The sequence below is a fragment of the Pseudomonas moorei genome (genome assembly GCF_042846945.1).
GTDB lineage: Bacteria > Pseudomonadota > Gammaproteobacteria > Pseudomonadales > Pseudomonadaceae > Aquipseudomonas > Aquipseudomonas moorei.
In genome coordinates, this window is the sequence record NZ_AP035776.1 from 202,026 (window position 1) to 215,439 (window position 13,414).

The following is a 13,414-nucleotide window of genomic DNA, read 5'->3' on the forward strand; positions in this document are numbered from 1 at the left end:
ATTTTATGCACCCACACTTGATCAAATTACTCAGCCTGTCGGGCCTGACACTCGGGATTCTGGCGGCCGCCAGCGGTGCCCGTGCCGACGAACCCAAGGCGCCCACTTACACCGCCGAACCGTGCTGCAACCTGTGCCCGGCCGCCCATGACGCGAAGAACTACACCACGCGCTATCAGCAGAACTTCACCACGCTGGTACAGGCTCAGGGCGACTGGTTGTTCCGGACCCAGGAAGACCTGCGCACCGAATTCGACACCACGCCCGCCGGCTACAAACGCATGAAGCAACTGCACGATGCGTTCAAGAGCAAAGGCGTGGAACTGGTGGTGGTCTACCAGCCGACCCGTGGCCTGGTGAACCGCAACAAATTGAACCCGGCGGAAAAAGCCAGCTTCGATTTCGACAAGGCACTGAGAAACTACAAGACCATGCTCGGCCGTTTCGCCGCCATGGGCTACGTGGTGCCGGACCTGTCGCCACTGACCAACGAATCGTTGCCCGACACCCTGCCCGCCCACGACTTCTACTTCCGCGGCGACCAGCACTGGACGCCTTACGGTGCCCAGCGCACGGCGAAAATCGTCGCCGAGAAAATCAAGCAAATGCCCGAGTTCGCCGGCATTCCCAAGCGTGAGTTCGAGACCCATAAGTCGGGTCGCATGGGCAAGACCGGAACATTGCACAACATGGCCGGTCAACTCTGTGGCACCAGTTACGCGATCCAGTACATGGATCAATTCACCACCGAACCCAAAGGCGAAGCGGGCGATGGCGATCTGTTCGGCGATTCCGGCAATCCGCAAATCACCCTGGTCGGCACCAGTCACAGTGGCAAGAACTACAACTTCGCCGGTTTCCTCGAAGAGGCCATCGGCGCCGACATTCTCAACGTGGCGTTCCCCGGCGGCGGCCTGGAAGGCTCGATGCTGCAGTACCTGGGCAGCGAAGAGTTCCAGAAGAACCCGCCGAAAATTCTCATCTGGGAATTCTCGCCGCTGTATCGCCTCGACCAGGAAACCATCTACCGCCAGATGATGGCGCTGCTGGACAACGGTTGCGAAGGCAAGGAAGCACAGATGTCCGGCAGCACCACCCTGAAGCCGGGCAAGAACGAACTGATGGTCAACAGCAAAAACCTGAACCTGCAAAACAGCAGTCATCAGGTCGACATCCGCTTCGCCGACACGTCGGTGAAAACCCTGCAAGCCACCCTCTGGTACATGAACGGGCGCCACGAGGACATCAAGATCGACAAACCGGAAACCTCCGAGACCGACGGGCGTTTCGCCTTTGAGTTGCGCACGGACGAAGACTGGGCCTCGCAGAACTTGCTGGCCGTCGAAGTCCAGGGCCCTGAAGCGGGTGCCGCGCCACAGAAAGTCGAAGCGAAAATCTGCAAACGCAACGTATTCCCGAGCGCTGAGCAACGTACCGCTCAGGCCGGGCAATGAGGTCTGCCATGCGAAATCCGATACTGAAAAATCTGTTGGCACCCACGCTTTTGAGCCTGGCGGTGTTCGCCGGCGCAACCCAGGCGGCCGCGCCATTGCGCCCGCCACAGGGTTACTTCGCGCCGATCGAAAAACTCAAGACCGGCGACAAGGGCGAGGGCTGCGAAGCGACGCCGACGCCTTATACCGGCGCCCTGCAATTTCGCAGCAAGTACGAAGGTTCGGACAAGGCCCGCGCCACGCTGAACGTGCAATCGGAAAAAGCTTTCCGCGACAGCACCGCCGACATCACCAAACTGGAACGCGGTACCAGCAAACGGGTCATGCAGTTCATGCGTGACGGTCGTCCGGAACAGCTGGAATGCACACTCAGTTGGCTGACGGCCTGGGGCAAGGCCGATGCGTTGATGTCCAAGGACTTCAACCATACCGGCAAGTCGATGCGCAAATGGGCGCTGGGCAGCATGGCGTCCGCGTACATTCGCCTGAAGTTTTCCGACTCCCATCCGCTGGCCAACCATCAGCAGGAGTCGCAGCTGATCGAAGCCTGGTTCAGCAGGATGGCCGATCAGGTGGTCAGCGACTGGGACAACCTGCCGCTGGACCAAACCAATAACCACTCGTACTGGGCCGCCTGGTCGGTGATGGCCACCTCCATCGCCACCAACCGCCGCGACCTGTTCGATTGGGCGGTCAAGGAATACAAGGTCGGCGCCAACCAGGTCGACGCCGACGGCTTCCTGCCCAACGAACTCAAGCGCCAGCAACGCGCACTGGCCTATCACAACTACGCCCTGCCACCGCTGGCGATGATCGCCAGTTTCGCCCAGGTCAACGGTGTGGACTTGCGCCAGGAAAACAACGGCGCGCTCAAACGCCTGGCTGATCGCGTCCTCGCCGGAGTGAAAGACCCCGACGCGTTCGAGAAAAAGAACGGCAAGGAACAGGACATGACCGACTTGAAAGAGGACATGAAATTCGCCTGGCTCGAACCGTTCTGCACCCTCTACACCTGCACGCCCGATGTGCTGGAGAAAAAGCACGGCATGCAGCCGTTCAAGACCTTCCGCCTCGGCGGCGACCTGACCAGGGTCTATGACCCGGCCAACGAGAAGGGCAAAGGCTCTTAGGCCAACCCAAAACCCTGTGGGAGCGGGCTTGCCCGCGATAGCGGTGGGTCAGTCGACATCAATGTTGAATGTCAGATTGCAATCGCGGGCAAGCCCGCTCCCACAGGGTCGGTGTCGAGTTTGAGTTTTTGTGTGTTAGGCCCCCCGGTTTTTGGTGGGGGGGTTTGGGGGGGCTGCGGCCCTTGACTGTGGTTAAACAAGGAGAGATCGGGATGGTTTTTTCGTCCAACGTGTTCCTGTTTTTGTTCTTGCCGATCTTTCTCGGCTTGTACTACCTGAGCGGGCAACGCTATCGCAACTTACTGCTGCTGATCGCCAGCTACGTGTTCTACGCCTGGTGGCGGGTGGACTTCCTCGCGCTGTTCGCCGCGGTCACGCTGTGGAACTACTGGATCGGCCTGAGAGTCGGTGCCGCCGGCGTGCGGACCCAACCGGCGCAGCGCTGGCTGCTGCTCGGCGTGGCCGTCGACCTGTGCATCCTCGGCTACTTCAAGTACGCCAACTTCGGCGTCGACAGCATCAACGCGATGATGACGTCGGTGGGCCTGGAGCCGTTCATCCTGACCCACGTGCTCTTGCCGATCGGGATCTCGTTCTACATCTTCGAGTCCATCAGCTACATCATCGACGTCTACCGTGGCGACACCCCGGCGACCCGCAACCTGATCGACTTCGCGGCCTTCGTGGCGATCTTCCCGCACCTGATCGCCGGCCCGGTGTTGCGTTTCCGTGACCTGGCCGACCAGTTCAACAACCGCACCCACACCCTCGACAAGTTCTCCGAGGGCTGCACGCGGTTCATGCAGGGATTCATCAAGAAGGTCTTCATCGCCGACACCCTCGCGGTGGTGGCCGACCATTGCTTCGCCCTGCAAAACCCGACCACGGGTGATGCCTGGCTCGGCGCGCTGGCCTACACCGCGCAACTGTATTTCGACTTCTCCGGCTACAGCGACATGGCCATCGGCCTGGGCTTGATGATGGGTTTCCGCTTCATGGAAAACTTCAAGCAGCCTTACGTCAGCCAGTCGATCACCGAGTTCTGGCGGCGCTGGCACATCAGCCTGTCGACCTGGCTGCGCGACTACCTGTACATCACCCTGGGCGGCAACCGCAAAGGCACGTTGATGACCTATCGCAACCTGTTCCTGACCATGCTGCTCGGTGGTCTGTGGCACGGCGCGAACATCACCTACATCGTCTGGGGCGCGTGGCACGGCACGTGGCTGGCGATTGAAAAAGCCATCGGCCTCAACACTTCGCCACGCCGCTTCAACCCGATCCGCTGGGCGCTTACTTTCCTGCTGGTGGTGATGGGCTGGGTGATCTTCCGTGCGGAAAACCTGCACGTCGCCGGCCGCATGTACGGCGCGATGTTCAGCTTCGGCGACTGGTCGCTGTCGGAACTCAACCAGGCCAGCCTCACCGGCCTGCAAGTGGCAACGCTGATCGTGGCCTATGTGACCCTGGCGTTCTTCGGCCTGCGCGACTTCTACACCAACCAGCCACCGGTCAAGACCAGGCCTGCGGTGAACGTCGACAGCGACGGCCCGGCCGCCGCCGAACCGGGCCTGATCAAGGCCGCGCCTGGGGATAACCCGGCGAGCATCCATCAGCCTGGCTACACCGTCGGCGTCGACGCCCAGGTGCAACCAGCCTACTGGACCGCTGACTGGTCGCGTTATGTGATGCGCGCGCTGGTGCTGCTGCTGTTCATCGCCTCGATTCTCAAACTCTCGGCACAAAGCTTCTCGCCGTTCCTTTATTTCCAGTTCTGAGGGATCTGACCATGACCCGCTCATTACGCATCTTCTACATCGCCCTGTTCCTGGTGACCCTGTTGGCCCTGGGCCTGTGGTCCACGCGCAGCTTCTTCGGTTTCAGCACCAACGCCGACGCCACGGTGCTGAACGGTCGCTGGACCAAAGCGGTAGAGACGCACTACGACGACGAGTTTCCGATCAAGCGCCTGGGCACCAACCTCTGGGCGGCGCTGGACTTCAAGCTGTTCAACGAAGGTCGTCCGGGCGTTGTGCTCGGTCGCGACCAGTGGCTGTACAGCGATGAAGAGTTCCACCCGATCGTCAACGAAGAGCTGAACCTGCAAGGCAACTACGCGCTGGTCGAAGGCGTGCGCCAGACATTGAAAGCCAAAGGCGTGCAACTGGTGATGGCGGTGGTGCCGGCCAAGGTGCGGCTGTACCCGGAACACCTCGGCGAGGTGAAACCGGCGAGCATCCACGCCAATCTCTACCAGGACTTCCACCAGCGCCTGGCGGCCGACCGGATTCCTGCGCCTGATCTGCTCGGCCCGCTGCTGAAAGCCAAACAGAACGGTCAGCAAGTGTTCCTGCGCACTGACACCCACTGGACGCCGGAAGGCGCGGAAATCGCGGCCAACCGCCTGGCCAAGACCATTGCCGACAAGTTCCCGCTGAGCGGCGAGCCGCAGGACTTCGTCACCCAGCCGGCGGAGAAAGTCACGCACAAGGGCGACCTGCGTCTGTTCCTGCCACTGGACCCACTGTTCGAGAACCTGATGCCGGCGCAAGAGGCTTTGCAGAAACGCAACACCGTGGCGGCCGGCGACCAGCCAGCCGGTGACGACGCCCTGTTCGCCAACACCGAAGTACCCGTGGCGCTGATCGGCACCAGCTACAGCGCCAACCCCAACTGGAACTTCGTCGGCGCGCTGAAACAAGCGCTGCACAGCGACGTGGTCAATTACGCCGAAGACGGCCACGGCCCGATCCTGCCAATGCTCAGCTACCTGAAAAGCGATGCTTTCAAGAACAGCCCGCCACAAGTGCTGATCTGGGAGTTTCCGGAACGATATCTGCCTGTGAACAACGAAATCGGCGACGCCGACCCGCAGTGGGTCGCAGAGCTTAAACAAGCCGGCGCGCGCCAACAAAACGTAGCAATCAACACTAAATCCGAGACGCCCGACCGGGCGCAAAACTGAAAGAGAGAGGTACTTCCATGACTTTCACGACTACTCCTCGTCGTCTCGCCAAGACCTTCGCACTCGTTGCTGGTATGAGTGTGCTTTCGATGCAGGCCTTCGCCGGTGGCGACGCGGCGCTGTATGGCCCGACCGCACCGAAAGGCTCGACCTTCGTGCGGATCTACAACGCCAGCAACGCTGAAGTCAGCGCCACCGTCGGCAGCACCAACCTGAGCGATGTCGCGCCCCTGTCCAGCAGTGACTTCAGCTTCATGCCGGGCGGTGACTACAGCGCCAAGGTCGGCAGCCAGAGCCTGCCGGTGAATCTGGCCGGCGATCACTATTACACCCTGGTCAACAACGCCAGTGGCGCACCGCAGTTGATCGAGGAACCACCGTTCAAGAACAAACAGAAATCCCTGGTACGGGTGCAGAACCTCAGCGACAAGGCACTGACCCTGAAAACCGCCGACGGCAAGACCGACGTGGTGCCGAACGTGGCCGCCAAGGGCCGTGGCGAACGTGAAATCAACCCGGTGAAAGTCAGCCTGGCGCTATACGATGGGGACAAGAAAGTCGGCGACGTAAAACCGGTCGCCCTGGAACGCGGTGAGGCCGCGGTGCTGTACGTCACCGGCAGTGGCAGCAGCCTGTCGCCGGTCTGGGTGAAACGCCCGGTTTCGACGCGCTAATTCATTTTTCCGGCTGACCAGGAACCCTGCAGGAGCGAGCCTGCTCGCAATGAACTCAAGGACAACGCATTCATCCAGACAGCACGCGTTTTCGTTGACGTCCATCGCGAGCAAGGCTCGCTCCTAAAAGGGACCGAGGTGTCAGCCGGGACACGGAACAAGAACAAGAGTGAAACGACACAGCGTTCGTAGCTCTAACCAAACGATTTTCAAGGAGTAACAACATGATTCCGGTGATCTTGTCAGGTGGTAGTGGCTCACGTCTTTGGCCGCTTTCCCGTAAGCAATTCCCGAAACAGTTCCTGGCCCTGACCGGCGAGCACACGCTGTTCCAGCAAACCCTGGAGCGCCTGGTGTTCGAAGGCATGGACACGCCGATCGTGGTCTGCAACAAGGACCACCGTTTTATCGTCAACGAGCAACTGACCGCCCGCAAACTGGAAACCCAGCGCATCCTGATGGAGCCGTTCGGTCGCAACACTGCGCCGGCCGTGGCCCTGACCGCGATGATGCTGGTCAATGAGGGGCGCGACGAGCTGATGCTGGTGCTGCCGGCCGACCACGTACTGGAAGACCAGAAAGCCCTGCAACGCGCCCTGGCGCTGGCCACGGTCGCCGCCGAAAACGGCGAGATGGTGCTGTTCGGTGTACCGGCCACCAAACCGGAAACCGGCTATGGCTACATCAAGTCGACCAACGATTCGCTGTTGCCCGAAGGCGTCAGCCGCGTCTCGCACTTCGTCGAAAAACCCGACGTGAAACGCGCCACCGAGTTCGTCCAGTCCGGCGGTTATTTCTGGAACAGCGGCATGTTCCTGTTCCGCGCCAGCCGTTTCCTCGAAGAGCTGAAAAAGCACGATCCGGACATCTACGACACCTGCCTGCTGACCCTGGAGCGCAGCGCGCAGGATGCCGATACCGTGAGCATCGACGAAGCGACTTTCGCCTGCTGCCCGGACAATTCCATCGACTACTCGGTGATGGAAAAAACCCGGCGCGCCTGCGTCGTGCCGCTGACCGCCGGCTGGAGCGATGTCGGCTGCTGGTCGTCGCTGTGGGAAGTGAACGAAAAAGACGCCAATGGCAACGTCACCAAAGGCGACGTGGTCATCCAGGACAGCCGTAACTGCATGATCCACGGCAACGGCAAACTGGTGTCGGTGATCGGCCTGGAAAACATCGTGGTCGTCGAAACCAAGGACGCCATGATGATCGCCCACAAGGACAAGGTCCAAGGCGTGAAACAAATGGTCAACACCCTCAACGAACAGGGTCGCAGCGAAACCCAGAACCACTGCGAGGTCTATCGTCCGTGGGGCTCCTACGACTCGGTGGACATGGGCGGGCGCTTCCAGGTCAAGCACATCTCGGTCAAGCCGGGCGCGTGCCTGTCGCTGCAAATGCACCACCACCGCGCCGAGCACTGGATCGTGGTCAGCGGCACGGCTGAAGTGACCTGCGACGAAAACGTGTTCCTGCTCACCGAGAACCAGTCGACCTACATTCCGATTGCCTCGGTTCACCGTTTGCGCAACCCGGGCAAGATTCCGCTGGAGATCATCGAAGTGCAATCGGGCAGTTATCTGGGCGAAGACGACATCGAGCGGTACGACGATATCTACGGTCGCTCCACCCCGATCGAACGTGGCGTGTCGGTGAAAACCATCGCGCAGTGATTGACCTGTAAAAAAACAAGCCCCCGTCCAGCTTGCTGCGTTCCCTATCCGCAGCGGGTTGGACGGGGGCTTTTTTTGCCTGGATTGTATGTTGTCCCGGCTGGCCTCATCGCGGGCAAGCCCGCTCCCACAGGGTTTTCAGTTGGTCACACATTTTGCGTTCAACACCCAACCATTGTGGGAGCGGGCTTGCCCGCGATGAGGCCAGTCAATCCACCGCCGAAATCCCGCCCATCGCCAACCTCACCTACGCTTAGGTAGGATGCTCCTCTCTGCTTCCGAGGTTTGCGCGTCATGTTCATCGGTGTCCTGCTGGTCATCACCTGGCTGATCCTGCTACTGCGCTATCCGGCCAAAGCCCTGCCCGTTTCCATGGCCGCCGCCGTGGGCCTGGGCATCGTCGCCACGTGGGTGATCTGGATGGACCACCGCGAACTCAAGCAACTGGAACGTCTTGAATTGCGCATCAGCTACGCGCCGAAACACTGCCCTGCCGACCGGCCGCTGCAATTGACCCTGAAAAACGGCAACGACGTACCGCTGACCGAACTGCGCTGGCGTGTCGCTGCCTACGCGCCGGGCGACACGGTCAATCTCGCTGACAACCAGTACACCGCCCCGCGCTATCGTGGCCCCGGCGAATTGCAGGCCGGTGGCAACTGGGAAGACTGTCTGCCGCTGCCACCATTGCGCCCAGGCTACCGCCCGGAAACCCTGGAGTTTCGCGCCGAGCGTTTGCAGGGTAGTTTCTCCGACTGAGCCCTCCCCCCTTTTTTTGCACAAGGACCGCGCCATGCCCGTTGCGTTGATTACCGGATGTTCAAGCGGCATCGGCCGCGCCCTGGCTGATGTATTCAAAGCCGCCGGCTACACAGTCTGGGCCAGCGCCCGCAAACCCGAAGACGTGGCAGCCCTGACCGCCGCCGGCTTCAGCGCCATGCAACTGGACGTCAACGATGGCCAGGCGCTTGAACAGTTGAGCGAGCGCATCAACCAGCAGCATGGTGGCCTCGACGTGCTGATCAACAACGCTGGTTACGGCGCCATGGGGCCCCTGCTCGATGGCGGCGTACCCGCGATGCAACGTCAGTTCGAAACCAATGTGTTCGCCATTGTCGGCGTGACCCGCGCACTGTTCCCGGTGTTGCGCCGGGCCCGAGGTCTGGTGGTGAACATCGGCAGCGTCTCCGGTGTGCTGGTGACGCCCTTCGCCGGCGCCTACTGCGCGTCGAAAGCGGCGGTGCATGCCTTGAGCGATGCCTTGCGCATGGAACTGGCGCCATTTGGCGTGCGGGTCATGGAGGTTCAGCCGGGGGCCATCGCGTCGAGTTTTGCCAAGAACGCCGGCCATGAGGCCGAACAATTGATCAGCGAGCAGTCGCCGTGGTTTCCGTTGCGCGAAGGTATCCGCGCCCGGGCCAGGGCCTCTCAGGACAAACCGACACCCGCCAGCGAATTCGCCGCTGGCGTGCTCAAGGCTGTGCAGCAAGGCAAGCCGCCACGGCTGTTACGCCTGGGCAACGGCAGCCGGGCATTGCCGTTGATGGCCGGACTGTTGCCCAAGGGCCTGCTGGAGTCAGGCTTGATGAAGCGGTTCGGATTGCGCGGGCAGCTCTGAGACCGGGTTATCGTTCTTCGCGGCCAGGCAGATTTTGAGGAAACACCATGACCGACTACACCGAATACTTCGACGAAGTGATCCAGGCCCACGTTGCCATCGAACAATGGCTGGCCGAAGAACGCGATGTGCGCGAACTCGAACAGTTGCTGACACGTTTTTCGCCGCAATTTTCCATGGTTTCACCATTAGGCCGCGTGCTGGATTTTGCCGCGCTGAACGAGTTGTTCCTGATGGCGGGCGGCAAGAAGCTGGGGTTTCGTATCGAACTCAGCGAATTGCGCGGCATTGCGCTGCATGACGGTGGCGCCACCGTCAGTTACCGCGAGCAGCAGACCGATGCGACGGGGCTGCATTCGGATCGGCGCTCGACCGTGGTGTTCGAGAAACAGGCGGACGGCAAGGTGCTGTGGCGACATTTGCACGAGACGTTTAGCCAAGTCTGAAATTGTTGTGGCGAGGGAGCTTGCTCCCTCGCCACAATGTCATGCTTGTCCAGGAGCTACTCACCAGCCGCAGGCTTCACCACCACCGTACACGTAATCCCCGCCGCCAACAGCACGCCTTCCGGCACTTCGTCGATGTGAATCCGCACCGGCACCCGTTGTGCCAGGCGCACCCAGTTGAACGTCGGGTTCACGTCGGCGATCAACTCACGGCTTTCCGGGTTGTCGCGGTCGTAGATACCGCGCGAGATGCTTTCCACATGGCCCTTGAGCACTTCGCCACTCATCAGCTGCATGTCGGCCTGATCGCCCACGCGCACATGGGGCAGTTTGGTTTCTTCGAAAAAGCCGTAGACCCAGAAGGAATTCATGTCGACCACGGCCATTTTCGCTTCACCAATGCGCGCGTAGTCGCCGCGATGCACATTGAGGTTGGTCACGTAACCGTCAACGGCGGCGCGGACTTCGGTGCGCTTGAGGTTCAGTTCGGCGGCTTCCAGTTGCGCCTGGGCCTGCTGGTAGTCGGCCAGGGCCGAGTCGGCGAGGTTACTGGCGTCATCGCGGTTTTCTTTGGAGATCACCAGGTTGTCCATGTCGGCACGGCGATGGGCGTTGACCTTGCGCATCTCCCACGTGGCCTTGCGCGACGCCACCAGCGACTGCGCCTGCTTGACCGCCAGGCGATAGTGCTCGGGGTCGATCTGCATCAGCAGGTCCCCCTTCTTCACCAACTGGTTGTCACGCACCGGCACGTCCACCACTTCGCCGGTGACATCGGCAGCGACGTTGATGATGTCGGCGCGTACCCGCCCGTCGCGGGTCCATGGTGTCTCCATGTAATGCACCCAGAGGGTCCGGCCGATCCATATCGCCAGGGCCAGTACCAGCAGGGTTGCGAGCAGGCTGAATAGCTTTTTCATCAGGGTGTTCTCAACGGTAGACAGTCAGCGCCAGGGCGCCGAACAGACAGGTAAACAGACTCAGGCGCAGCAGCGCCGGGTGCCAGAAGAAGCGGTACAGGTCGAACCCGGACAGGAAGCGGTCCAGCGCCCAGGCCAACGCCGCCGCGATCAAAAACATCAGAGTCATGGTCGGCATGTACACGCCGTGGAAGGCGATTTCACGAGGCATGTTCAAGTCCTTGGGGCTTGGCAGTGGCGATGGCATGGGTGTAGCCGGCGAGCGGTGATTGCGGGTCCAACAGCGAAGTGCGGATGAAGTGCAGGTAGCTCTTGACCCGGCGCAGCGCCGAGGTATCGAAGTGCGGAGCGAAGGGTTCGTCGGTGGCTTGCACGCGGCTGATGGCATGGTCGACCGCGATCAATGCACGCTCCAGATTGCTCTGGCCGGGTTGCAGAAACAGCCGCACCAGCGCTCGGCCCATCACGCGGATCGACTGGCGCCACGGCTGGGATTCGGCATAAGCGGGATGCACCGGCAGGATCGCCTGCTCCTTGCGCAGCTCAATGATCGCGTGCCCCACTTCCAGCACCACGAACATCCAGCGCAGCAGGTTTCGCTGGACCTGCGGCTGCCCCGCCGCGAAGCCATAGGCCTGATGCACCAGGTCACGGGTGCGGCTTTCAAAACTCGACGCCAGGCCCTTGAGTTTGCCACTGATGGCGTACACCACCTGACCACGCAGATCCTGCTCCAGTCGCCGCCACAGCCAACGGCTGTTGGGCGGCAGAATGATCGCCCCCGCCGCCGCGCACACCAGCATGCCCAGCACCATGGCGATGTAGTCGTTGATGAAGCTGTACGGGTTGTAGACCGTGAGATTGTCCGGCACCGAACCGGTGCTGAAGAAGATCAGCAGCCCCAGCCCGACCCCGGCGTACTGCGGCCGCGAGGCGAGGAACGAACCCAGCACGATCACCGGTGCGAGCATCACACAGAGCAACGGGAAACCATCGATCCACGGGAAAATGAAGAACATCTCGACGAAGCCGATCAGTGCCCCGAGGAAGGTGCCGCAAGCCATTTGGAACGACATGCGCTTGGGGTTCGGAGTGGCGGCGGAGAGGCCGACGGTGGCGGCGGCGATCAACGTCATGGTCGCCCCGCTCGGCCACGCCGTGGCGACCCAATAGCTGCCCAGCACCACCAGGATGAACGCGGCGCGAATGCCCGAGGCCGCTGACACCAGCCAACTGGTCTGCGGCGTGAACGGCTCGTCCCAGCGCTCCCGTTCGTGGCTGTGATCGGCCAGTGATGCGTGGGTCTGTGCGTAACTGTGCAGGTCATCGACAAAGCGATAGAGCAGCTCGTACGCCGTGTGGAAATCCAGTTGCTCGGCGTCGCTCGGATGACTCTCCTGGAAAATCGCCCGCAGGCTGCGCACCCGCGCCGGCAAGCCTTCCTTGTAAGCGCTCAGGGCTGTCACCAGACGCGCCGCATCGGCGTTGGTCAGGGCGCGACCGCTAAAGCCGTCGAGCAACTCGGCGAGGTCCTGCAACCCCGGTTTGATTGCGGCCACCACTTGATCCGCGGCACTGCTGCGCAGGCGTTCCAGCAACTGGTGCAAGGCGTTGAAGCGGGTGGTGATGCTCATGAACTCGCTGTTCAAGCGACTGAGCCGACCGTTGCGCCGACGCATGTGCGGGTCTTCGAACACGGTGACGCTGCGCAGCCCCTCCAGGCCCACGGCCTCGGCGATGAAGCGCACGTTACCGGCCTCGAATGCCTCGCGCTGGCTGCGCCCGCGCAACCCGTCGGTAACGAACAAGGCGAACACACCGAAACGCTGATACAAGGCGTTGCGCATGGCGGCACTGGCCGATTGCGGCAGGATCGCGGCGCTGACCAGGGTCGAGCAGAGAATCCCCAGGGAGATTTCCAGCACTCGCCAGACCGCCGCCATGAACGCACCTTCCGGATGCGCCAGCGCGGGCAAGCCGACCATCGCCGCGGTGTAACCGGCCAGTACGAAACCGTAGGCGCGGAAGTTGCGGCAACGGGCCGCCCCGGCCGTGCAGATACCGACCCAGATTGCCAGCGAACCGAGGAACAACTCGGTGTTCTGCGCGAACAGGGCGATCAACGCGACCATCACCGACGACCCGGCCAGGGTGCCGAGGAACCGATAAAAACTCTTGGCGAATACATGACCGCTCTGCGGCTGCATGACGATGAACACCGTGATCATCGCGGTGCGTGGCTGCGGCAGCTCCAGGCGCATAGCCAGCCACAGGGTCAGGAATGCGGCGATCAACACCTTGAAAATGTACACCCAGGTCACGCCGTCGCTGCGTGCCCAGTCAAAGAACCCCCGGCGCCATTCCAGGGAGTACAGCCAGCGCAGAGGTGCGGGCAAGGAAGTCATGGAGTCCTGCTCACTTGGGAAAGTCTGGAAACAATTGACGCCCTGTGGCGAGCGAGCTTGCTCGCGCCGGGCTGCGAAGCAGCCCCAAAACGCTGGCAGTCATTGCTGATGTTGTGAGTGCTGCGC

Annotated in this window: 12 protein-coding genes; 9 read left to right on the plus strand and 3 right to left on the minus strand. The window is 61.5% G+C overall.

All coding sequences use genetic code 11. The annotated features are described in order from the left end of the window. Positions 1-5: 5 nt before the first annotated feature. The 9 genes from ACGJAX_RS00970 to ACGJAX_RS01010 all read left to right on the plus strand — a co-directional run bounded on the left by ACGJAX_RS00970 (position 6) and on the right by ACGJAX_RS01010 (position 9,963). Complete coding sequence (locus ACGJAX_RS00970) at positions 6-1,454, plus strand: alginate O-acetyltransferase AlgX-related protein (RefSeq protein WP_390957213.1); 1,449 nt, start codon at positions 6-8, stop codon at positions 1,452-1,454. 8 nt (positions 1,455-1,462) lie between these two features. Beyond that, a complete protein-coding gene (locus ACGJAX_RS00975; RefSeq protein ID WP_390957214.1) occupies positions 1,463-2,584 on the plus strand; it encodes a mannuronate-specific alginate lyase in 1,122 nt (373 codons plus the stop codon). Positions 2,585-2,796: 212 nt separating this feature from the next. Then, positions 2,797-4,362, plus strand: coding sequence for an MBOAT family protein (locus ACGJAX_RS00980; protein WP_090325000.1), 1,566 nt, complete (start codon positions 2,797-2,799; stop codon positions 4,360-4,362). Positions 4,363-4,373: 11 nt separating this feature from the next. Further along, positions 4,374-5,549 (plus strand): alginate O-acetyltransferase, encoded by a 1,176-nt coding sequence (locus ACGJAX_RS00985; protein ID WP_390957215.1) that lies wholly within the window; start codon positions 4,374-4,376, stop codon positions 5,547-5,549. Positions 5,550-5,566: 17 nt separating this feature from the next. Beyond that, the gene (locus ACGJAX_RS00990; RefSeq protein WP_390957216.1) at positions 5,567-6,223 is read left to right on the plus strand and encodes an alginate O-acetyltransferase AlgF; all 657 of its coding nucleotides are present in this window, start codon (positions 5,567-5,569) and stop codon (positions 6,221-6,223) included. A gap of 224 nt (positions 6,224-6,447) precedes the next feature. Continuing rightward, positions 6,448-7,899, plus strand: coding sequence for a mannose-1-phosphate guanylyltransferase/mannose-6-phosphate isomerase (locus tag ACGJAX_RS00995; protein ID WP_090325005.1), 1,452 nt, complete (start codon positions 6,448-6,450; stop codon positions 7,897-7,899). A gap of 294 nt (positions 7,900-8,193) precedes the next feature. Beyond that, the gene (locus ACGJAX_RS01000; protein ID WP_247256362.1) at positions 8,194-8,658 is read left to right on the plus strand and encodes a multidrug transporter; all 465 of its coding nucleotides are present in this window, start codon (positions 8,194-8,196) and stop codon (positions 8,656-8,658) included. Between the two features lie 34 nt (positions 8,659-8,692). Continuing rightward, positions 8,693-9,517 carry an SDR family oxidoreductase gene (locus ACGJAX_RS01005; RefSeq protein WP_390957217.1) on the plus strand — a complete coding sequence of 275 codons (825 nt, stop codon included), beginning with the start codon at positions 8,693-8,695 and terminating at the stop codon, positions 9,515-9,517. Positions 9,518-9,564: 47 nt separating this feature from the next. Further along, positions 9,565-9,963 carry a DUF4440 domain-containing protein gene (locus tag ACGJAX_RS01010; RefSeq protein ID WP_248916944.1) on the plus strand — a complete coding sequence of 133 codons (399 nt, stop codon included), beginning with the start codon at positions 9,565-9,567 and terminating at the stop codon, positions 9,961-9,963. Positions 9,964-10,019: 56 nt separating this feature from the next. Here the strand turns inward: ACGJAX_RS01010 and ACGJAX_RS01015 are convergent, their stop codons facing one another. Genes ACGJAX_RS01015 through ACGJAX_RS01025 form a run of 3 tightly spaced genes read right to left on the minus strand, consistent with a single transcriptional unit; the run spans position 10,020 to position 13,288 of the window. Continuing rightward, the gene (locus tag ACGJAX_RS01015) at positions 10,020-10,883 is read right to left on the minus strand and encodes an HlyD family secretion protein (protein WP_090325011.1); all 864 of its coding nucleotides are present in this window, start codon (positions 10,881-10,883) and stop codon (positions 10,020-10,022) included. Between the two features lie 10 nt (positions 10,884-10,893). Continuing rightward, positions 10,894-11,094: a DUF1656 domain-containing protein gene (locus ACGJAX_RS01020; protein ID WP_047532914.1), complete on the minus strand. Its 201-nt coding sequence runs from the start codon at positions 11,092-11,094 to the stop codon at positions 10,894-10,896. Then, the gene (locus ACGJAX_RS01025) at positions 11,084-13,288 is read right to left on the minus strand and encodes an FUSC family protein (RefSeq protein ID WP_390957218.1); all 2,205 of its coding nucleotides are present in this window, start codon (positions 13,286-13,288) and stop codon (positions 11,084-11,086) included. Before ACGJAX_RS01025 ends, ACGJAX_RS01020 begins: the two co-directional genes overlap by 11 nt. Positions 13,289-13,414: the final 126 nt, after the last annotated feature.